Here is a 21,000-nt window from a genome sequence, read left to right as displayed (position 1 = left end):
GGAGCTTCACACCGAGCCGTTGCCAGCTCCGCATGTCCGGGTAGGGAACGGCTGATGGAACAGCCGGTTTCATCAGGTCATATCTACCTCCGTGAAACAGAAATTCAAGCGACTTGCAGGTCGCACGTTCTCGCCGTCAAGGGCGGCGCGCCTTCGGCTCTTGCGGCCATGGCCGTCTGCGACCCCTGACTGCTTGCGCTGCGCCGTGCTGCAGCCGGTTCCGGGCAATTCCGCCCGAGCAACCGGAGCACGATCATGTCGCAACTTTCCCTGTCACTGGATTCCTCTCTGCTGGTGCGTGACGACCAGGGGCGCTACCTCATGGCGACGGCCGACCAGATTCTGGAAGCCGCACGCCAGGTCATCGACCAGAAGATCCGGCGCGGTGCCTCGTTCACGTCGCCGAGCGAGGTCAAGGACTATCTAAAGGCCAAGCTGTCGGGCTACGAGCGCGAAGTGTTTGCCGTGATGCTGATGGATTCCAAGCATTGCCTGATCGAGTACGTTGAGCTGTTCCAGGGCACCATCGACCAAGCGGCTGTCTATCCGCGCGAAGTGGTCAAGCTGGCCATGCAGCACAATGCGGCCGCCATGATCATCAGCCACAACCATCCGAGCGGGAATCCCGACCCTTCACGGGTCGACGAGATGCTGACCAAGCGCCTCCAGGATGCGCTGGCGCTGGTGGACGTGCGCGTTCTGGACCACATTATTGTGGCGGGCAACGACACGGCGTCGTTTGCTGAGCGGGGCTTGATCTGATCCATGGGGGCTTCGGCCCCCTTTTTTGCTGCGCCTTGTGCATCGACCTCCGGTCCTTGGCGTGCCTCCAGGGGATCGGCTGGAAGCCCATCCCCGCCGCGCGTTGCTTGGCGCCCCTGCAAGGCCGCCGAACAGGCTGCGCCTGATCGGCCCCAAACCGACGTCGCCGGAAGGCCCGTCGGTAGGTACTTGAATCCGTCGCGCTCACGCTGACGGAGCCGCTTCACGTACGGGCCATCGACCAGGTCTTCGGCACTCAGGTCCAACACGCAGCTCGCGAGGCAAGCGAGCGTGTTGTCGGCGGCTTTGAAGTCGTTGGGCAGTTGGCCGTGGTTGCGCCCACTGCTCTCTTCGATGGCTGCGAGCAGCGCCTTGATGAAATCGGCCCGGGACGGACGCGAGGCCATGGTAGCGGCAGCGGTCAAGGGGTCTGTGGCTTCCATGACTGCGTCCTCGGCATCGGAGGCCAGCTCTTGCAGGAAGTCGCTCAGCGACGGCCAATACTTCAAATCGAACTGACCGTGAAGGTCATCGAGACGCTCCTGGACGTACGACGTGAAAAGGTAATTGCTCTTGGCTGCCGCCTCAATCACATCGCACACGTGGTAGTGGGTGTCGGTGCTGAAGCCGGAGGTGTTGTGCAGATCGGAGCGCTGCTGCAGCAGACCGGCCAGTTCTGCCGCCTTCCTCGCAATCTGCTGGTTGACGTTGCCGAGATCGCCGCGTGCGGCACGCGCCACCGCAATCTTCTCCGGGTTCCAGAATGCGGCGGTGCTCAGCACCAGCCCTAGGAAGTTCTGCAGCGCGCGCGGGTGCGCGTGGAGCTTGCCATGCAGTTCATCGTAGGCCTCGGTTAGCTCAATGCCCCGAGCGAGAAGCCGATCGGCAATAGCGTTTTCGCTGGGCAGAATTCGGTGCTCGATGTTGTAGCGCTTCCCGTCGACGAGGATGTTTTCGCAGATCTGCTTCGGGCTATCGGATGGGGGTGCGCTCATGGCCTTTCTTTGATGGTGAAGATGCCTGGTAGCGGATTTGACCAAGCCCGTTCTGTCGGTACCCCGGAGCCCGCCATCGAACAGGTGCTCAGGTACCCGAATGCCGATTCGGGTCTGGGCGTCTCCGGCCAAGAGACACGGCCGGTCGCGCTGTCGTGCTGCGCATCGAGCCTCGCTGCGCGAGTCTCGCCCCCTTCGGGCTTCCATCGTTCCCTCGCTCCGCTCGGCTGACGCCTCCGTCCCGGCTTCCAGCTTCGGGCCTGCGCGCTTCGCTTGCGTGCGGTCGGCACAAAGGGATGGCCGTTGCCTTGTTCAGCCGTCTTCCTTGACTCCATCACCTTGCTCGCGACTGTAGCCCGCGGCCGTGTGCCGTCAAGGCGCGCAGGGCCGTGTCCTCGGCTGCGCCTGCGGGCCGCACCCACCCTGCGCTTGTCTCCTTGACGGCCACCGTCCACGGGCTCCTTTTCGTCGCGGGCGATGAACTCAGGAAAGACGGTGGCAACGAGGCCAACCGGGTTCTTCGTGCCGACCGCACCGAACAGCCGAAAGGCTGGGCTTCGAATCTAGGAATCCGGTGTGCGGCTTCTTCAACAGCCAACTTTTTCAGGAGAAAGACCATGGAACTCGCATCCCGTTTCGCAAACCACTCCCCCGCACTGCGCAGCGATTACCCGCTGTCCGATGACCAGATTCGCAGGGTGGCTCCGTCCATCTTCGCGGACGCGCCGCACCAAAGCCGTTCGCAGCGGTACGCCTATATCCCCACTTCCGCCGTACTGACCGAGCTACGCAAAGAAGGGTTCCAGCCCTTCATGGTGACGCAGACCCGCGTGCGCGATGAAGGCAAGCGCGAGCACACCAAACACATGCTGCGCCTGCGCCACGCCAGCCAGATCAACGGCGCGGAAGCCAACGAAATCGTGCTGTTGAATTCGCATGACGGCACGAGCAGCTATCAGATGCTGGCCGGAATGTTCCGTTTCGTGTGCAGCAATGGGCTGGTGTGCGGTGACACCGTGGCCGACGTGCGCGTGCCCCACAAAGGCAATGTGGCCGGGCACGTCATCGAGGGCGCTTACGAGGTGTTGAGCGGCTTCGAGCGGGTCAAGGAATCCCGCGACCTGATGCGCGGCATTACCTTGGACGATGGCGAATCCGAAGTGTTCGCGCGCGCCGCGCTGGCGTTGAAGTACGACGACCCCGACAAGCCAGCCCCCATCACGGAATCGCAAATCCTGATGCCGCGCCGCTTCGAGGATCGCCGCCCCGACCTGTGGAGCGTATTCAACCGCACTCAAGAAAACCTCACCAAAGGCGGATTGCATGGCCGCGCCGCCAATGGCCGCAGGCAGCAGACCCGCCCCGTGCAGGGCATTGATTCCGACATTCGCCTGAACCGCGCCCTGTGGCTGCTGGCCGATGGCATGCGCCAGCTCAAGGCCTGAACCCTTTCCGACATTTCCCCGCCGGAGGGGCGGTTCCCCTCCATTTCCTTGTTTCACTTTGATTGGAGATTCACCATGAACGCCGTTACCACCACCGAAGCCCGCGCCGTCAATACCGCAGCCAGCACCGCCCCCAATGTGCTGCAAGCCGCCGACCCGAGCAAACACATGATTCTGGTTCCGCTGTCGCGGCTGGTGCTGCGCCCCACGGGCCGCAACGTGCGCAAGACCCCGCGCATGTCCATCCCTGAACTGGCCGCGAGCATTCAGCGCGTGGGCCTGTTGCAAAACCTGATCGTGATTCCTGCCGCCGATGGCGAGCATTACGAAGTCGTGGCCGGTGGCCGCAGGCTGGTCGCCCTCAAGCTGTTGGCAAAGAAACACCGCATCGCCAAGGATTGGGAGGTGCCTTGCCTGCGGGTGGCCGATGGCACGGCCCGCACGGCCAGCCTCACTGAGAACGTGCAGCGCGAAGCCATGCACCCGGCAGACCAGTTTGAAGCGTTCGCTGCGCTGGTGGCCGAAGGCCGACCGATTGAAGACATTGCAGCGGATTTCAGCGTCACGCCGCTGGTGGTGCAGCGCCGCTTGAAGCTGGCGAATGTTTCGCCGCGCCTGATGGCGGACTACCGGGCCGATGCCGTCACGCTCGATCAACTCATGGCACTGGCCGTCACTGACGATCATGCTTCGCAAGACGCCGCGTTCTACGATGCGCCGCAGTGGCAGCGCGGTCCGTCCGCGCTGCGCGAACGCCTCACCGAGCGCGAGATTGATGCTTACCGGCATCCGCTGGTGCGATTCGTCGGGCTGGAAGCCTACGAAGCCGCAGGCGGCGGGATTCGCCGGGATCTGTTCGCGGAAGGCGATGCGGGTGTGTACCTCAACGATGCGGCCTTGCTGGAACGGCTGGCGCAAGACAAGCTGGCGGGCATCGCCGCCGAGGTGAAGGCCGAAGGATGGGCCTGGGTGGATGCTGCACTCGCCGCCACCTATGCCGATCGGCAAGCGTTCCAGCGCGCCCCGAGGGAGCGGCGCACGCCGGGCAAGCGCGAAGCCCTGCGCATCGAGAAGCTGCAAGCCAAGATGCGGGATGTAGCCGAAGCCTTGGATGCCGCGATGGATGCCGAGGACGAGGACAAGGCCGAAGCCTTGCAGGAGGAAGGCGAAGCCCTGGGCGAGCAGTTGCAGGCATTGGAGGATGGTTTGCAGGGGTACGCCCCGAGCGTGAAGACCGCAGCCGGCGCCATCATCACCATCGACCGCAATGGCGAGGCCGTGATTCATCGCGGGTTGATGCGCGAAGCGGAAGCGAAAGCCCTTCGCACGCTGGAACGGCTGCGCCAAGGCTTCAACGGCGAGGATGGAACGAACGATGAAGAAGACAAGGACGCCGACGAAGTACCCACGGCCGCAACCATTTCCGACCGGCTGGCCCAGCGCCTGAGCGCCCACCGCACCGCCGCGCTGCAAATCGAAGTCGCCCGGCATCCGCAGGTGGCGCTGGCCGCGCTGGTGCATGGCATGGTGCAAACCGTCCTGCAGGAACGCCACTATGGGCACGACCTGCCGTTAGGTGTTCGCCTCACGGTGCAAGACCGGCTGGAGGGCATGGCCCCGGACTGGCCGGAATCGCCCGCTGCCGTGGCGCTGCGCGAACTGCAACAGGTGGCAGGTGTTGCCTTGCCGGAGGACAGCGCCGAACTGTTCGTCGCGCTGCTGGCGAAGCCGCAAGATGAACTGGTGCGGCTGCTGGCGGTATGCGTGGCATCCACGGTGGACGTGGTGACGCTTCGCACCACCCGGCGCCAGCCCGGCGAGGAACTAGCGCAGGCCGTGGGCCTCGACATGGCTGCATGGTGGCAGCCGACCGCTGAAGGTTTCTTCAAGCACGTTCCGAAGGCAGCGATTCTGCAAGCCGTGAGCGAGTACGCGCCCGAGCACGTCACCCGGCTGGCGAAGTTGAAGAAGGCCGACATTGCCAGCGAGGCCGAACGGCTGGCCGATGGTACGGGCTGGATGCCCGCCGTCTTCAAGGCCGAAGGCCCGCAGCGGGCAGCGCAGGAAAGCGCGCAGAAAGAAGGCCCGGAGCAAGACGCCTCGCAGGGTGCCGAGGCAATGGCGGATGAACCCGCCGTGGCCCTGGCCGCTTGACCCACGCCGAAGGCAAGCGCCCCGGCCTCAACCGGGGCGCTTCGCAGGAAGGAGAAGCCCCATGAACCACACCACGACCAACCACCCGCGCATGGTGGCGATCTATGCCCCCGGCACGGTGCGCGCCCGCCGCTGGCACGGTGAAGGTGACGTGCGCGGCTACCGACCGCCTTCAGGCAGGACGGCCCGCGCTGACCTCACCGACATTCATCCCATCACAGGCCGCACCTTGCTGCGTGCCGTATGGTGGCTCATCGAGACGAAGGAATAACCGCGATCCGCACCGGCCCCAGCGTTTCGCGCTGGGGCCGGTGGATTCAAAAATCCGGGCGCGGCAGTGGCCGCGCCCGGTCTTCAGGCCCAGCAGCCCCATCAGAACGCCGCCGCCTTCGCACTGGCTCGCAAGGCCAGCGCCCAGGAACATCCAACTCCCACGCTCGTCAGCGTATGCTCATTCCCGCGATCACCGCAGCCAGGATCAATATGCCTTGCTGGATCTGCTCGATCGTCAGGCTGGCGTATCCCAGGATCAGCCCGGCCGACCGGGGCTGTTCATCCAACGCTGACGGCGCAAACAGCGGCCCCACCGGATAGACGCCCACACCCTCGCGGCGGGCTGCGGCCACCAGCGCAGGCTCCTGCTGTATGTTGAGGAAGGGGAGCCACAGCACCACATGCAGGCCAGCCGCTGTGCCGTCGATCCGCACATCCTTGGGAAGATGCTGCGCGATCGCCTGCAGCAGGGCTGCGCGGCGCCGTTCGTTTTCGCGGCGCATCCGCCGCACATGGCGCTCGTAGGTACCGCTCTCGATCAACGACGCCAACACCTGCTGCTCCAGCAGGGGGGCATGCCGGTCGGCCAGGCGCTTGGCCTGCCGGAACACCGGCACCAATGCCTGCGGCAGCACCATGTAGCCCAGTCGAAGCTGAGGGGACAACACCTTGGAGAAAGTGCCGACATAGATCACGCGGCCCTCCGTGTCGATGGACTGCAGCGCGTCGATCGGCCGCTGGCCATAGCGGAATTCACCGTCGTAGTCGTCCTCAATGATCCAGGCGTCATGACGCGCTGCCCACTGCAGCAGTGCTTGGCGGCGGCCAATCGGCAGCACGCCCCCAAGCGGGAATTGGTGTGAAGGCGTCACATAGGCCAGACGGGCACGCTCAGCCTCGGGCAAGCGGTCCGTGTCAAGGCCATGTCCATCGACCGGGGTCGCCAGCAGGTATGCGCCCGTGGCCTCGAAGCAGTACCGCGCCATCACGTAGCCCGGGTTCTCGAAGACAAAGGCATCCCCCGCATCCAGCAGCAGCCGCGCGCACAGGTCGATGGCCTGCTGTGACCCATGCACCACCAGGATTTGTTCGGTATCGCAGGCGATGCCTCGGGCACGGCGCAGATAGCCTTGCAGGGCACGCCGTAGCGCAGGATCGCCTTCGGACTGCATGTAATACAAGCTGTGCTGCTGGTGCAGCAGTGCGGCCTGGTAGGCCCGCCGCCAGGCCAGGCTCGGAAAATCCCGGGAGGCGACGGCACCGTATAGGAAATCAAAGCGGGCCCGCTCGGCATGGGGCAAGGCCGGGGCGCCGATGTCCGCCACCCGGCGCCCAAACCCGGACAAGGAAGGCGCAGCTTGGGCCTGTCGCCTGGGCGCCTCGCCGCTGGACACGCCTGCCGCCAATGGGCTGGCGACCCGGGCAGTCCGCCCGATGGACGTCACCAGAAAACCCTCGGCCGCCAACTGCTCATAAACGGCGGTGACGGTGGTTCGCGAGACACCCAGCTCGGCAGCCAGCTCCCGCGTCGACATCACTCGTACGCCCGGCAGTAGTGTGCCGTCGGCGATCTGGCCGCGCAGCAAGTCGTAGATGCGGCGTCCCGAGCCAGTAGCGCCCGGATGGTGGCCGCTTCCCTTATGAAACTGGCCCATTGAAAATCCTGAAAACTGGATCTTCTAATTATGCCGGTTTGCCACGAAAGTAAAGATCATTCATACCGTCTCATTCGCCTACCTACGATGTACACCCCTCCACACTTCGATGAAACCCGACCTGAAGAACTGGCCCGCATCATCCGCGAGCACTCGCTGGGCGTGCTGGTCACGCACGATGCCGAGGGGTTGGACGCGAATCACCTTCCCTTCGAGTTTGATCCCGGTGCGGGAACGCATGGGATGCTCACGGCGCATGTGGCCCGCGCCAATCCGGTGTGGCAGCGCTGTGCTTCGGGCAGCCCGGTGATGGTCGTATTTCGCGGGGTCGAGGGCTATGTCTCACCCAATTGGTATCCCAGTAAGCACGAGGCGCACCGACAGGTGCCAACCTGGAACTATGAAGTGGTGCACGCGCACGGCCTGCTGACGGTGCGCGACGACGAGCGCTTCGTGCGCGGTATGGTCGGGCGGCTGACGCGCCGGCACGAGGCCGGCGAACCACGGCCCTGGAAGATGTCGGATTCCACGCCCGAATTCATCGACGGCATGCTGCGGAGCATCGTAGGTATCGAGATCGCCGTCACCTCGCTGGTGTGCAAACGCAAGCTCAGCCAGAACAAGGATGAGCGCGATCGGCTGGGAGCCGCCGACGCGTTGCAGGCGGCTGGAAATACCGAACTGGCGCAACGCATGCGCGAGGCCGAATGAGCAAGCTGCAAGGATAGTATCGACCCATGCGAACGATCTATGCCTCCACGTTCACCTTCGCCATGCGCGAAGTGGACGAAGAATTTCATGCCCTGGACAAAACCATTGCCGATGCCGCGAAATCCATTCCTGGCTACCTTGGCGAAGAGACTTGGGAAAACCCCTCATTGGGATTGATCTCCAACGTCTATTACTGGGACAGCCTGGAGGCCCTGCAGGCGCTGATGACCCATCCCTCCCACCTTGAAGCCAAGCGGCGGCAGGCCGAATGGCTCAAGGGCTATCACGTGGTGATCGCACAGGTGGTGGGCTCCTATGGTGATGGCGGCATTGCCCATCCTCTCGCGAACTTCCGGCAGCCCTTGCACAGCAGGGATGCCAATGCTGCTCTGAACCCCTGAAATCTCCACGCGCCTATGTCATTCCTTGCTTTCCTTCTGGCGGCAGTTCTTCTGGCCGTCACTCCCGGCCCCGGCATCGCCTATGTCGTCGCCCGCACGGCGGCGGGCGGCCGATCCGAAGGGCTGGCCTCATGTCTGGGTACCGGCTTGGGGGGAATGCTGCATGTGCTCGCTGCCGCATTCGGCCTGTCCGTGCTCATTGCCCAATCGGCGGTGGCGTTCACCCTGCTCAAATACCTGGGCGCTGCCTATCTGGTGTATCTGGGTATCCGCTTATGGCTGCGCCGGGAGCCGGCAGCCGCGGTGGAGGCGGTGACGCCCCAAGGCGCGCGCCGCGCACTGGTCGAAGGCATCGTGGTCGAGGCATTGAACGTCAAAACCGCGCTGTTCTTTCTGGCCTTTCTGCCGCAGTTCGTCGATCCGGGCGCGGCCTTGGTGCCGCAACTGGTGCTGCTGGGCAGCCTCTGCGTTGCGCTCAATACGTCCGTCGATGTGGTAGCGGTCTTTGCCGCCCACCGCCTGCTCAGCTCGGGTGCGGCCCGTGTTGCCCGCGCCCGCATGATGACCCGCATGTCGGGGGCCACGATGATGGGGCTGGGGGCCTTTCTGGCGCTGACACGGCGCGAGGCCTAGGGTCGGAGAGACTGACAGTGAACCATGCAGCTGACACGCTACTCGCAAGCAATTAGATCCATATTGACCTCGGCGTGCCGACGCCATGCGCCGCCGGGCTTTCGGGCTGCGCCCCGTGTCGTCTTTGCCGTCACGGCCATTCGGCTCCAATCCCTCACGCCTTCGCGCCTGCGGCGCTGCGCGCTTCGCTTGCCTCCAGGGGAAAGCCCTGCGGACTATCCCCGCCGCGCAGGCTTGGCGCCCCTGGGGAGAGCCGAACCGGCGTGCGCCGGATCGGCCAGACAGCAGCCGCATCAGGCTCACGATGCCTTGCTTGCGTGTGCTGTATTGATCTTGTTATGACCAAATCCGTACCGTGGCCCCGTTCATCTTCGCGGAAGCACCGCACGAAAGCCGCTCCGAGCGGTACAGCTACATCCCCACCGCGACCGTGCTGCAAGAACTGCGCGGGGAAGGCTTCGAGCCTTTCATGATGACGCAAACCCGCGTGCGCCACGACGACCGCCGCGACTACACCAAGCACATGATCCGGCTGCGCCACGCCAGCCAGATCAACGGGCGCGAAACGAGAATGCCTCTTGCCGCAGCAAGGCGGGGCGTAGCCCCACAAGTCCCGCCCATTGCGGCGTGGCGCTCTCGAAACCCTGTCCGCGCAAGCGGGCACCAATCGCCGTGACTACACGCCCTTTACGAATGGAGCGACGTGGGCCTGCAGCGCTTGTTTGGGCATCGCACCAACGATTTCCCCGGCGACTTTACCGTCCACGAAGACCTTTAACGTCGGGATGGACCGCACCCCAAAGCGCTGAGCCAACTCGGGGTTCTGATCAATATCGACCTTGATCACCTGGAGTCTTCCTTCGAGCTCGTCGGAGATTTCCTCCAGGGAGGGGGCAATAGCCCGGCAGGGCGGGCACCACGGGGGTGAACCCCAAAGTGAAAAGACACGCCTAGATTGCGGAAGCTGACATCGGGCAATTACTACGGCCTTTCGGCGAAGGCTAGCCGCGCGCCAAATCCGATCAGCAATGCCGCAAATGTCCAGCGCTGCACTGTCTGCACCACTGGATTCCTAGCTATCCAATAGCCCATGGCGACGCCGGCGATGGCGTACAAGGCGTCGAACAGCAGCCCCATCGCCACCAGCACCGTACCCAGCAGCAGGAACTGACCGGCCACGTTGCCAGCTTCGGCATGTATGAACTGCGGTAGCAGCACCGAACAGAACAGCAGCGCCTTGGGGTTGGTGATGTTGGTCAACAAGCCACGCCATGCCGCCCCGCGATAGGCGTGTGCCGAGATGGCTTGCGTTGCCGTGGAGACTTCCGGCGCAAGGGATGAGGCTCGCGCGATCTTGATTCCAAGCCAAACCAGATACGCCACCCCGGTCATCCTCACTGCCTCGAAGGCCCACGGTATCGTCTTGAGGAGCGTGGCCAGGCCGACTGCCGCCAACGTAACGTGCGCTGCTCGCGCCACGCCCAGACCGATCGCAGTAGCCAATGCGTATCCGCGCCCTTGTGTGCTGGAGGTCTGGAGCACCAGCACCATGTCTGGGCCAGGCAGCAGATATACGGCGATCAATGCGCCAATGAACATTCCGAGATTCGCCATGCCCGCAAGCCTTCCTGCCATCAAACTCAAGAGCCAAAAGTTTAGCTTTTACAGTGGCGGGACGCATTGCGATTTTCGCTTTATAAGGATAGAATGTTGGCACATTACGCTAATACTCATGGGGCAAAATTTATTTCATGCCAATTTTTAAACCAGACAATCTTGACCGTCGAATCCTGGCCTCGCTCCAGCGTGATGCCCGACTGAGCAATGTGCAACTCGCGGAAGAAGTGGGTCTGTCGCCATCTCCGTGTCTGCGTCGCGTACGCCTGCTCGAAGAGGCCGGCATCATCCGCGGCTATCACGCGGATGTGGACAAGGCAGGCATTGGCCTGGGATTGACTGTGTTTGTCGGAGTGAAGGTCGAACGTCACCAAGACGAGACATCGACCGCTTTTCGCAAGGCGGTGGTTCTGTTGCCCGAGGTTGTGTCCTGTCACCTGGTTTCTGGCGAATCGGATTTCCTGTTGCAGGTCGTCGTGCCAGATTTGGCGGCTTACGAGAATCTCCTGCTCGGCTCGCTGCTAAAGCTGCCGGGGGTTAGCGACATCCGCAGCAATTTCGCCATTGCAACGGTCAAACCGCAGACGGCCCTGCCGCTTGGGCATTTGCCGCAAGCGACGTAGCACCAGAAATGCGCCCCACCGCAATGGGCGGGGGGCGGTGGCGGCGGTCAGGCTGCCTTCGGCTTGCCGCGTGCCGTGTGGTGGCTCATCGAGACGAAGGAATAACCGCGATCAGCACCACGCCCAGGCCGTTCCGTCCTGGGCGTGGTGAAATGCAAATCTGGGCGCGGCAGTAGCAGCGCCCGGTGTTCAAGGCCAACAGCCGAATCGGAACGCCGCCGCCATCACGGAAGCTCAGGCGGCGTGGCATTGGCGTGATCGGGCTTCGCTTGCCTCCAGGGGAAAGCCCTGCGGGCTATCCCCGCCGCGCGGTGCTTGGCGCCCCTCGATGCCGCCGAACCGGTTGCGCCGGATCGGCAGGGCCAGCGCCCCACCGCGATAGGCGGCGCGCTGGCGAACACGCTGGCGCTCGCTGCGGCAGGTTGTGCAGGTGCGTGCCGTCCTCAACGCTGGTGGTTCCTGCCCATCACGTCACGAAGGACGGTTCACGGACAACCCGCCCGGCATTGCTATGGAGCTTCCACGCCACGCCTCAAGAGCGGCGCCGCCAGGTGCAGCGGGGGCGTTCTCGCTTGTCGTCGGGGGGTTGACTTGGCCTGCGTCAATGGGCGAGCCGGAGAAGCCTTAGGGCAGGGATGCCGAGTCGGCCCCATCTCCTTTCGGAGCGGTTCGGCCCAAGGCGTCCTTGTGTTGTTGTGAATCCTGGCGGGGGCGCGGCTGCGCCTCAGGCTTCATGGCAGCAACCGTCCAGCGAAAACAATTTCCCCGCCGCTACGCGGCTTCCTCGCGCAGCAAATTCTTTTCGCCTCCCGGCTCTCCACTGCGTTGCGCCCGCAAGCGGTGCAGCCAGCCCGTCCCCCGCCGGTCGGATCACAACAAGGACGCGATGGGCGCGAACCTTGTTCAACCGTAAGGAGATTCATCATGGCAACCATCGGCACCTTCACCGCAGACAAAGATGGCTTTACCGGCACGCTGCGTACCCTGACGCTCAACGTCAAGGCCAAGCTGGCTCCCAACGACAAGGGGGACAACGAACACGCCCCCGACTACCGCGTGCAGGCGGCAGGCTTTGACATCGGCGCGGCGTGGAAGAAAGTCAGCAAGGCCGAGCGGCCCTACGTGTCCGTGTCCCTCGATGATCCTTCGTTCCCGGCGACGGTCTACGCCCGCCTGATCGAGGAAGAGGACGGCACGCACAATCTGATCTGGTCGCGCAGCAAGCCGCAGGCGGCCTGACGGCCGCGGCGCCCCGCCCGTTGCGGCGGGGCGCTGTGCTGCTTTCGCGCCACTGCAAGAGGCAGGGCTATATCGGCAGCCTCTATCTGCATGGCTTGAATCTGTGGCTGCGAGGACGGCATGGCGTGTCGGCGCGATGCGCCGTCAGGCTTTCGGGCTGCGCCCCGTGCCGCCTTTGTCGTCACGGCCATTCGGCATCAATCCCTCACGCCTTCGCGCCTGCGGCGCTGCGCGCTGGCGCTTGCCTCCAGGGGAAAGCCCAAGGGGCTATCCCCGCCGCGCAGAGCTTGGCACCCCTGAATGCCCCGAACCGGCTGCGCCGGATCGGCCAGGTCAGCGCCTTGTCACAAGGGCGGGCTTCCTATCGCTACGACCGGGCCGCAGCAAGCTGGCCTTCGGTCGTGCTCATCAGCACTGCCGTGCTGCATTCGAGCGCGTCGGCGATCTTGAAGATGATCGCCAGCGTGGGCATGTGTTCGCCGCGCTCGATCTTTCCCATGTGGGAACGCTCGATGCCGGACTGGTGCGCCAGCGATTCCTGCGCAATGCTGCGCTCCAACCGCAGCGCACGCACCGCCGCGCCGAAGGCCTGGGCCAGCTCGGCGTCGAAGGTGGTGGCGCCGGCCGGTCGGCCGCGCTGGACAGTTCGCTTCTGCATGGACAGAAGCGTCAAGTCGCAGCACAATTAAAACCACGTTATCTTTAACTCATTCGTGGATATGATCTTTTTCGTTTTTCTGCGTTATTACGGAAATCCGCGTTTGTAGATTCCGATAGAACCGCAAAATCGCATCCGTGCTTTTCCTCAAATCCATCGATACGGCTTTACGCTTTCACGCTTTGGCGGATTTTTATCAATGAAGGGGCCATCCATGAACCGACTCATCACCGAGGACGAGCGCAGGCAGTTGCTGGTTCACGGTCAGGCCCGCGCCGCTGGCCAGGTCATTGACCCGTTGCCCGTGGTGCGGCTGTTCACGCCGGACGCGCACGCCACCTGGCTGCTGGCCGCGCTCGATCCCGCCGATGGGGACACGGCCTACGGCCTGATCGACCTGGGGATCAGCATGCCCGAGCTGGGCCACGTGAAGCTGTCCGATCTGGCCTCCATCGTCGGGCCGCGCCAGCAGCCCGTGATGCAAGATCGGTATTTCCAGGCGGCACGGCCCCTGTCAGAATACCTGCTTCTGGCACAGGAGAACGGTTCCATCGTGGATTGAACCGTTCGCGCCCCGGCCAAGCCGGGCGCATTGAGACTATTTCCGTCTTGTTCCAGACCTGACCAGTCTGAATCCGTACTCTTGCTTCAAACCTGTGTATCTGTGGCTAAAACAGTCACGATCTTTCATGCGGGCTGGGGCACGGTGCTTGTGCCGCATGACATTTTTAGGTCATGAGGCCGTCGCATTCGAACGGATTCAACACCCCGGAGCCCATCGGCCTTGACTACCAATGGTTACAGCTTACCCCGACTCCGATGATGCTTTGATACGGTAGCTCCCGGATTTTTTCGTTATGGCGACGTTCCTGATCTTCGACAGGAGCCTTCGCCATGGCCGAGCATCGCACCGAACCCTGGTATCCGACAGCCGCGTATCTATACACACTGCACCTCGATGGCCCGGCGCTGGCCTGGGAGTACCTGCGCCGCAATCCCGATTACCGGCTCGACTGGCTGCGCCGTCGTCGCCGATCCGATACGGCGCATCGCTGGGGCTTGCGCCTGCTGGAAGACCCGGAACTGGATGCGCGTGACGCGCATCCAGCCTGGTTTCCCGACCACGATGGCGTGCTCCAGCTCTACCTGGACGCTGATCCGCCAATGGACGCCATCGTCTTCGCGTTCTGGAGTCTGCCCGGCAGCAAGTGCCTGATCCATGACGGCAAGCGACTGATGCTGGTGCTGCGCTGGCCGGGCTACAGCCTGCGGCTGGCCATCGCGCCTGGCCTGGCCGATGGCATGGCCTTCGCCTATGCCATCCGCGCCTGCGCGCAGTTGCAGGGGCTGGCCGCCATGCTGCAACAGCTCGCGACCGCCGCTGATGCCTCGCCTGCGGCTGCGGCATCGGTGCGGCCATCGCTGTCGGCATTGCAGGAACTGCACACCTTGCAGGCGCTCGATGCGGCCCAGGCGGGCGCCTCTTTGCGCGAGATCGCCGAAGGACTGTTCGGCGAGGACGCGGCCGCCGACTGGTACAGCGACGGCGGCCTGCGCTCCAAGGTACGCCGCCTGGTGCAGCGCGGCGATGCGTTGATGCGCGGCGGCTATCGCCGCTTAGCACAACTTCTGCCGCTTGAGAAGGGTCGTTCTGCATCCAGCGCAGATCGACCCTGAGCAGAACAGCCGCGTTTTCTGAGACTACCTCCATCCGGTTGCGCTGTGCGGCCGGAGCTTTGACACCGATGGAGGTTCACACCATGCGTCCTGCTCCCTTGCGGCCCGCCGCCACTGTCTCGACCGCTGCCGCGCAGCCCCAGCGCTATCTGACCAACGACGAAGCCGCCGACTACTTGCGGCTGTCGCCGCGCACGCTGGAAAAGCAGCGCGTGCTGGGTGGGGGCCCCAAGTTCCGCAAGTTCGGCCGCCGCGTCATGTACGCCGTGGCCGACCTCGATGCCTGGGCCGCCGAGCGCAGCTTCGAGAGCACATCCGATCCCGAGTACGCCGAGCAGCATTCGGCGGACAGCCGTGCGCGCTGATCGCTTGCGCGCGGGTGGCCTTCGCCATGTCCAGCCCTGCGCTGCCGTCCCGGCAGCGGCCCGTGCCAGAGCGCGAACAGCTCGACCTGTTCCGCGCCCTGCCGGGCGACATGGCGCCGCGCGACAGCCAGGACTTGATGGCCTTTCCATTCTTCTCGCTGGCGAAGTCGCGGCGCATCGCGCCGATCGACTTCCGCGCCAGCGGCATAACGATCCGAGTGGAGGGCACGCAGGAGCACGGCATCGCCACGATTTGGGATGCGGACGTGCTGATCTGGGCGGCCAGTCAGATCGTGGAAGCGCGCGACGCGGGCTTGCGCCCGTCGCGGCTGATGCAGGCCACACCCTACGAGATCCTGCGCTTCATCGGGCGCGGTACGTCGCTGCGCGACTACCAGCGCCTCAAGGCCGCGCTCGACCGGCTGCAATCGACCACGGTGGCCACGTCCATCCGCGAAACCACGGGAAGGCGGTTGCACCGCTTCTCATGGATCAACGAATGGAAGGAACTGGCCGATGCCAAGGGCACGCCCTTGGGGCTGGAGCTGATCCTGCCGGACTGGTTTTACGCGGGCGTCATGGATGCCGCGCTGGTGCTGACCATCGACCCAGCGTATTTCCGGCTCACGGGCGGGATCGAGCGATGGCTGTACCGGCTGGTGCGCAAGCACGGCGGCAGGCAGGCACACGGCTGGCAGTTCGACTTCCGCTACCTGCACCAGAAATCCGGCAGCACCGCCAAGCCCTACGACTTCGCCTGCGACCTGCGCGCGCTCGTCGCGCGTCAGTCGCTGCCCGGCTATGTCCTGGGCATCGAGCGGATGCCGGACAACGGCATGGAATTGCTGACGTTCCGGCCAGTGCCGCAAACGGCACGGGGATAACTCTTGGACAACCTGTGAATGGTGTCGTGCTATCAGGCGTGCGGGGTATCGTGCTATCAGGCGTGGGACTATCGTGCTATCAGGCGTGCCAATCGGCCGCAAACCTGCGCCAGCATTGGGTTTGCGCGCCATCTAACTTCCCTAACTTAATTTCTCTAACTTTTAGTAGAGAAGCGCCGCTGCGGTGGACAACCACCCTGCGGCCAGAAACGGCAGGCAAAACCAGCCACCAGCACACAGGTTTCGCAGGCGAATCGACGCAAGGCTTTCCAGCAAGGAGGGCCACGCCATGATCGTCGCTCTGCTCAACCAGAAAGGCGGCGTCGGCAAGACAACACTCGCCACGCACATCGCGGGAGAACTCGCGCTGCGCGGCCAGCACGTCATTCTGCTGGATGCCGATCCGCAGGGTTCATCGCTGGACTGGACGCAGCGCAGAAGCCAGCAAGGCTTGCCAAGGCTGTTCAGCGCCGTAGGACTTGCACGCGAAACACTGCATCAGGAGGCGCCAGAACTCGCCAGGCGGGCCGATCACGTCGTCATCGACGGGCCGCCTCGCATCGCGGCGCTGGCGCGCTCCGCGCTGCTGGCGGCCGAGCGGGTGCTGATCCCGGTGCAGCCCAGCGCCTACGACCTGTGGGCCAGCGCCGAGATGGTGGCGCTGATCCGCGAGGCGCAGGTTTTCCGGCCGCTGCTCCGCGCGGCCTTCATCATCAATCGGCGCGTCAGTACCACCATCATCGGCCGCGAAGCGCGGCAATCGTTGGCCGAACAGCCGCTTCCTGCGCTGCGCGCCGAAGTGCGCCAGCGCATCGTCTTCGCCGACAGCGTGGCCGCTGGCCGGCTCGCCCGCGAGACGGCGCCGGACAGCGCCGCCGCGCGCGAAATCACGGCGCTGGTGGACGAACTGTTGCGGTGGCCGACATGACAGCGAAGCCGCCACCGAGCAGCAAACGCACAGCCAATCGCGTCGGCATCGGCATGCGCCCGCCAGCAAATCCGCACGCCGAAGCGTGGATTCGCCAGGGTGACGCCGATGCACTGGGCAAGGGCGACCTCTACACCGCTCGCCTGACCCTCGACATCACGCCCGCCATGCGCTCGCGCATCAAGGTGTCGGCCTTCACGCAGGGCGTGACCGTGGCCGACCTGCTGCGCGGCTTGCTGGAGCGGGAGTTTCCAGAACACCGCAGGGAGAACACGCCATGAACGCATCCGCTTTGCATGCCATCCCACCTGTTGCCATCGCGGCCACAGCTGCACCGCCGCCGTCCTTCGCATCGCTCGCTGGCCGGCCGGCCTCCACACCGCTGACGCGCGTTTCTCTGGCGTACGTGGAGCACCGGATCAAGCTCTATCTGCGCTTTGGCGAACCTACGCGCACGCTGCGGCTCGACCGCTGGCGCAGCGTGGCGGTGTTCCTACCGAACGCGGTGTTCTGTCGCATCCGCTGGCAGGCCAACGACTACGGCACGATCCGCTGGCAGCTCATGGCGATGCAGGCTTGCACGCCTTTGGATGACGTGCAGCGCATCCCCGGCGTGCAGCCGGGCGCGCGCCTGCTGCTGCACGCCGAAGGCGACAACCAGGTCCGCGCCGTGCTGGAGCGCATCGACGCCATCGAGGCGCTGGGCATCGCGGCTGCCGGCGTCTCGCCCGCGTACTGGCGCACGCTGGGCAACCGGCTCGCTGCGCGCTTGCCGCTGCCCGAGTACACCGCTGAACGGCATGCCGCCTGGCTGGCTGGGAGGGTGCTGCCATGACCGCCGTTTCCACTGCCGGCACCGCGTCGCATCCTCGCTCGCCCCGCGCACGTTTGCCCGCTCGCTTCGTGCTGGCGGGCCTATCCGCCTGCGGCCTCGCTGCGCTGGCCTGGGCGTCCTTTGTGCAGCCGCTGCCGCGCCTGATCTACAACCCGTCTGACAGCGTGGCGGCCGGTTGGTATCGCATTGATCCGCTCGACCATCGCGCCGGCTCGCTGCCACGTCCGTTGTCCGTGGGCAGCATCGTGCTGGCCATGCTGCCGCCAGACGCCGCCGCGCTGGCCGCGCAGCGTGGCTACCTGCCGACACGCGTGCCGCTTCTCAAACGTGTGGGTGCGGTTGCGCCGCAACACGTTTGCATCTTCGATGCGCTGGTCTGGATGGATGGCGTGCCGGTGGCCGCCTTGCTGCCTGCCGACCGGCTGGGCCGCCCGCTGCCATCCTGGCCGCAGTGCCGACAGCTTCGTCCTGGCGAAGTGTTCCTGTTGAGCACGACCAATCCGGCGTCGTTCGACAGCCGGTATTTCGGGCCGGTCAGTGCATCCGCCCTGATCGGTATGGCGCACCCGGTCTGGCTGGAGACACGCCCATGATGGCCGCCGACTCGCTGCACGCAAGCGTGCATCTCATCGTGCCATCGGGCGTGTCGTTCTGCTGTCCGCCGCCATGTCGTCGCGCGAGCAGTGCGGGTGCCAATCCTGCGCATTGGGCACCGCACTTCGCGCTGCCTCCGGCGCAGCCGTCCCACGTGCAGGCGTCTTGCCTCGAACGCGCCCGGCCTGCAGCCCTGGCCACGTTTGCCGGCGGGCTGGCTGCCAACAGCGCAGCGCCACCGGACCGCCGTTGCCCGGAGCGCCAGCGAGGGGCAACGGCGGAAGGCAAGACAAAAGGACGCGGCACCGGGCCGCGTCGAAAGCCAGTCTGCACATGGTGGTGGCGCGGCACACAGCGGCTTCGCCGCCGTGCCGCTTGTGGCGCGAGGCCCGCGCCAATGCGGGTGTGTCCGCGTGCTTTGCACGACCGGACACGCCAGAGCTTGCAGGGAGCACAGCCATGAGTGACCGCCGAGACGACGATTTCCGTATCCGCCCGAACCCTCCAAAGGCCCCGAAGAACCGGGGCCAGGGCTTCGTCTCGAAGGTGCTCAAGCAGGCGGGCAAGGCCAGCGGCGGCAAATCGGCGATGCGCCGTCCTCGCACTGGCGGCAACGGACAGCACTCCGGCCAGCGGCCCGGCTCGCGCCTCGGGCGCGGCCACACGGCGGCGCGCTTCGCGGGCGCGAAGCTCACTCCCATGTCGCGGCGCGTAACCATCAAGACGCTGCTGGTCAATCAGCGCCAGGCCAGCCCGCAGTCGCTCGCCAAGCACCTTCGCTACATCGAGCGCGATGGCGTAGGCCGCGATGGCGAGCCTGGCCAAGCCTACGGGCCACAGACCGATGCTGCCGACCTCGACGCCTTCACGGAGGGCTGCGCCGACGACCGGCACCACTTCCGCTTCGTCCTCTCGCCTGAGGATGGCGCGGAGCTGGAAGACCTGCGCACCTATACGCGGCACCTCATGGGTCGCATGGAGGCCGACCTGGGCACGGGCCTCGATTGGGTAGCCGTCAACCACTGGAACACCGACAACCCGCACACGCACATCGTCGTGCGTGGGCGCGACGACACCGGCAAAGACCTCATCATCGCGGGCGACTACATCGCCGATGGCTTCCGCCATCGCGCTGCTGAGCTGGCGACCGAATGGCTGGGGCCGCGCACGGAGCTCGAAATCCAGCAGACCTTGCAGCGCGAGGTGGAACAAGAGCGGTGGACGAGCCTGGATCGCACCCTGCAACGCGAGGCCGGCGAGGACGGCCGAGTGCAGATCGAACGCTTCAACGAACCGCGGCTGCAACGCCAGCGCCTGTTGCTGATCGGCCGCCTGCAACGCTTGCAGCGCCTGGGCCTGGCCGACGAAATGCAGCCCGGTACCTGGGCTGTCCATGCCGATGCGGAAAAAACCCTGCGCGCCCTGGGCGAGCGTGGCGACATCATCCGTACCATGCAGCGGGCCATGCGCGGCGAGCCGCGCGAGCTGGCGGTGTTCGAGCCTGGCCCGAATGCCCACGGAAGCGGCCACACCATTCTCGGCCGCGTGGCCGCGAAGGGGCTGGCCGACGAGCTGCGCGACCGGGGCTATCTGGTCATCGACGGGGTGGACGGCAAGGCCCACTACGTCGCGCTCAACGCCCATGACGAGCTGGCGAACTACCCGACCGGCGCCGTGGTGGAGGTGAAGGGCTCGGCCGACGTGCGCGCGGCCGACAGCAACATCGCTGCGCTGGCGAGCGATGGCCTGTACCGCACCGACCATCACCTGGCGATTGAGCAAGGTCGGGCCGTGCCCGACCGCGATCCGCGGGAAGTCGTCGCGGCCCACGTCCGCAGGCTGGAAGCCCTGCGCCGGGCCGGCATCGTGGAGCGCGTGGCCGAGGGGCTGTGGAAGGTGCCGGACGACCTACCCGAGCAAGGCCGCCGCTACGACGCGCAGCGCCTGGGCGGCGTGGCGGTGGAGCTGAAATCGCACCTACCCATCGAACGGCAGGCCCACGTGATCGGGGCCACCTGGCTCGACCAGCAGTTGATCGGCGGCGGCTCGGGCCTGGGTGACCTGGGCTTTGGCAGCGAGGTCAAGGATGCGCTGCAAAAGCGGGCCGACTTCCTGGCCGAACAGGGTCTGGCCGAGCGGCGCGGCCAGCGCGTGATCCTTGCACGCAACCTGTTAGGCACGCTGCGCAGCCGAGAGCTGGCGCAGGCCGCGAAGGACATTGCCGCCGACACCGGCCTAGAGCATCGCCCGGTGGCCGATGGGCAGCGCGTGGCCGGTATCTACCGGCGCTCCGTCATGCTCGCCAGCGGGCGCTACGCCATGCTCGATGACGGCATGGGGTTCAGGTTGGTGCCGTGGAAGCCAGTGATCGAGCAACGACTGGGACAGCAGATCGCCGCGACGATCCGGGGTGCCGGTGTGTCGTGGGATGTAGGGCGGCGTGGACGGGGGATGTCGATCGGCTGAATCTACCCCAAGAGAAAGATCACCGCGACATCTCGGAGACATATTGCCGGATAACGCTGTCGGCGCACTTCGTGACCGGTACAGC

At 65.2% G+C, this 21,000-nt stretch carries 22 protein-coding genes and 1 pseudogene; 19 read left to right on the top strand and 4 right to left on the bottom strand.

Annotation, left to right across the window (positions count from 1 at the left end):
• Positions 1–255: 255 nt before the first annotated feature.
• The 4 genes from radC to OIN59_RS23255 all read left to right on the top strand — a co-directional run bounded on the left by radC (position 256) and on the right by OIN59_RS23255 (position 5,627).
• Positions 256–762 (top strand): RadC family protein, encoded by a 507-nt coding sequence (gene radC, locus OIN59_RS23270; RefSeq protein ID WP_274114343.1) that lies wholly within the window; start codon positions 256–258, stop codon positions 760–762.
• A gap of 1,612 nt (positions 763–2,374) precedes the next feature.
• Positions 2,375–3,202 carry a DUF932 domain-containing protein gene (locus OIN59_RS23265; protein ID WP_274114352.1) on the top strand — a complete coding sequence of 276 codons (828 nt, stop codon included), beginning with the start codon at positions 2,375–2,377 and terminating at the stop codon, positions 3,200–3,202.
• A 75-nt stretch (positions 3,203–3,277) separates the two neighbouring features.
• Complete coding sequence (locus OIN59_RS23260; protein ID WP_274114341.1) at positions 3,278–5,356, top strand: ParB/RepB/Spo0J family partition protein; 2,079 nt, start codon at positions 3,278–3,280, stop codon at positions 5,354–5,356.
• A gap of 61 nt (positions 5,357–5,417) precedes the next feature.
• Positions 5,418–5,627 (top strand): hypothetical protein, encoded by a 210-nt coding sequence (locus OIN59_RS23255; RefSeq protein WP_274114339.1) that lies wholly within the window; start codon positions 5,418–5,420, stop codon positions 5,625–5,627.
• A 169-nt stretch (positions 5,628–5,796) separates the two neighbouring features.
• Here OIN59_RS23255 and pdxR read toward each other — a convergent pair whose 3' ends face one another.
• Positions 5,797–7,284 carry a MocR-like pyridoxine biosynthesis transcription factor PdxR gene (pdxR, locus tag OIN59_RS23250; RefSeq protein WP_274114337.1) on the bottom strand — a complete coding sequence of 496 codons (1,488 nt, stop codon included), beginning with the start codon at positions 7,282–7,284 and terminating at the stop codon, positions 5,797–5,799.
• A gap of 87 nt (positions 7,285–7,371) precedes the next feature.
• Here pdxR and OIN59_RS23245 point away from each other — a divergent pair, with 87 nt between their 5' ends.
• The 4 genes and pseudogenes from OIN59_RS23245 to OIN59_RS23230 form a co-directional block, all read left to right on the top strand.
• Positions 7,372–7,995 (top strand): FMN-binding negative transcriptional regulator, encoded by a 624-nt coding sequence (locus OIN59_RS23245; protein ID WP_274114335.1) that lies wholly within the window; start codon positions 7,372–7,374, stop codon positions 7,993–7,995.
• A gap of 35 nt (positions 7,996–8,030) precedes the next feature.
• The gene (locus OIN59_RS23240; protein WP_274114350.1) at positions 8,031–8,396 is read left to right on the top strand and encodes an antibiotic biosynthesis monooxygenase family protein; all 366 of its coding nucleotides are present in this window, start codon (positions 8,031–8,033) and stop codon (positions 8,394–8,396) included.
• A 15-nt stretch (positions 8,397–8,411) separates the two neighbouring features.
• Complete coding sequence (locus tag OIN59_RS23235; protein ID WP_274114333.1) at positions 8,412–9,029, top strand: LysE family translocator; 618 nt, start codon at positions 8,412–8,414, stop codon at positions 9,027–9,029.
• Positions 9,030–9,369: 340 nt separating this feature from the next.
• Positions 9,370–9,594: pseudogene (locus OIN59_RS23230) on the top strand (DUF932 domain-containing protein); the annotation flags it as partial.
• A 111-nt stretch (positions 9,595–9,705) separates the two neighbouring features.
• Here OIN59_RS23230 and OIN59_RS23225 read toward each other — a convergent pair.
• Positions 9,706–10,008 carry a thioredoxin family protein gene (locus OIN59_RS23225; protein WP_274114348.1) on the bottom strand — a complete coding sequence of 101 codons (303 nt, stop codon included), beginning with the start codon at positions 10,006–10,008 and terminating at the stop codon, positions 9,706–9,708.
• Positions 10,009–10,010: 2 nt separating this feature from the next.
• Entirely contained in the window at positions 10,011–10,643 is a 633-nt protein-coding gene (locus OIN59_RS23220) for a LysE family translocator (RefSeq protein WP_274114331.1), read from the bottom strand.
• A gap of 137 nt (positions 10,644–10,780) precedes the next feature.
• On the opposite strand from OIN59_RS23220, the gene OIN59_RS23215 reads away from it, so the two are divergent.
• Complete coding sequence (locus tag OIN59_RS23215) at positions 10,781–11,269, top strand: Lrp/AsnC family transcriptional regulator (protein ID WP_274114329.1); 489 nt, start codon at positions 10,781–10,783, stop codon at positions 11,267–11,269.
• Between the two features lie 924 nt (positions 11,270–12,193).
• The gene (locus OIN59_RS23210) at positions 12,194–12,508 is read left to right on the top strand and encodes a DUF736 domain-containing protein (protein WP_274114326.1); all 315 of its coding nucleotides are present in this window, start codon (positions 12,194–12,196) and stop codon (positions 12,506–12,508) included.
• A 367-nt stretch (positions 12,509–12,875) separates the two neighbouring features.
• Here OIN59_RS23210 and OIN59_RS23205 read toward each other — a convergent pair whose 3' ends face one another.
• Positions 12,876–13,166: a helix-turn-helix domain-containing protein gene (locus OIN59_RS23205; protein ID WP_274114324.1), complete on the bottom strand. Its 291-nt coding sequence runs from the start codon at positions 13,164–13,166 to the stop codon at positions 12,876–12,878.
• A 214-nt stretch (positions 13,167–13,380) separates the two neighbouring features.
• Between OIN59_RS23205 and OIN59_RS23200 the strand changes: the two genes are divergently transcribed.
• From OIN59_RS23200 to OIN59_RS23160, 9 genes are all read left to right on the top strand, one after another.
• Positions 13,381–13,728 carry a DUF2958 domain-containing protein gene (locus OIN59_RS23200; protein WP_274114322.1) on the top strand — a complete coding sequence of 116 codons (348 nt, stop codon included), beginning with the start codon at positions 13,381–13,383 and terminating at the stop codon, positions 13,726–13,728.
• A gap of 332 nt (positions 13,729–14,060) precedes the next feature.
• Positions 14,061–14,843, top strand: coding sequence for a DUF7011 domain-containing protein (locus OIN59_RS23195; protein WP_274114320.1), 783 nt, complete (start codon positions 14,061–14,063; stop codon positions 14,841–14,843).
• A gap of 83 nt (positions 14,844–14,926) precedes the next feature.
• Positions 14,927–15,208, top strand: coding sequence for a helix-turn-helix transcriptional regulator (locus OIN59_RS23190; RefSeq protein ID WP_274114318.1), 282 nt, complete (start codon positions 14,927–14,929; stop codon positions 15,206–15,208).
• A 26-nt stretch (positions 15,209–15,234) separates the two neighbouring features.
• Positions 15,235–16,092: a replication initiator protein A gene (locus OIN59_RS23185; protein WP_274114315.1), complete on the top strand. Its 858-nt coding sequence runs from the start codon at positions 15,235–15,237 to the stop codon at positions 16,090–16,092.
• 289 nt (positions 16,093–16,381) lie between these two features.
• Entirely contained in the window at positions 16,382–17,020 is a 639-nt protein-coding gene (gene parA, locus OIN59_RS23180) for a ParA family partition ATPase (protein ID WP_274114313.1), read from the top strand.
• Positions 17,017–17,301, top strand: a complete 285-nt coding sequence (locus tag OIN59_RS23175; RefSeq protein WP_274114311.1) for a chromosome partitioning protein ParB — start codon at positions 17,017–17,019, stop codon at positions 17,299–17,301. The genes parA and OIN59_RS23175 overlap by 4 nt, the downstream gene beginning before the upstream one ends.
• The gene (locus OIN59_RS23170) at positions 17,298–17,855 is read left to right on the top strand and encodes a DUF2840 domain-containing protein (RefSeq protein WP_274114309.1); all 558 of its coding nucleotides are present in this window, start codon (positions 17,298–17,300) and stop codon (positions 17,853–17,855) included. The genes OIN59_RS23175 and OIN59_RS23170 overlap by 4 nt, the downstream gene beginning before the upstream one ends.
• A complete protein-coding gene (locus OIN59_RS23165) occupies positions 17,852–18,448 on the top strand; it encodes a S26 family signal peptidase (protein ID WP_274114307.1) in 597 nt (198 codons plus the stop codon). Before OIN59_RS23170 ends, OIN59_RS23165 begins: the two co-directional genes overlap by 4 nt.
• A 460-nt stretch (positions 18,449–18,908) precedes the next feature.
• Positions 18,909–20,915, top strand: a complete 2,007-nt coding sequence (locus OIN59_RS23160) for a relaxase/mobilization nuclease domain-containing protein (protein ID WP_021249540.1) — start codon at positions 18,909–18,911, stop codon at positions 20,913–20,915.
• Positions 20,916–21,000: the final 85 nt, after the last annotated feature.

Origin of the sequence: Acidovorax benzenivorans (genome assembly GCF_028680575.1) — a bacterium.
Classification (GTDB): Bacteria; Pseudomonadota; Gammaproteobacteria; order Burkholderiales; family Burkholderiaceae_C; genus Acidovorax; species Acidovorax benzenivorans.
The sequence above is the reverse complement of the archived record's forward strand: the minus strand, read 5'-3'. Positions and strand labels throughout refer to the sequence as shown.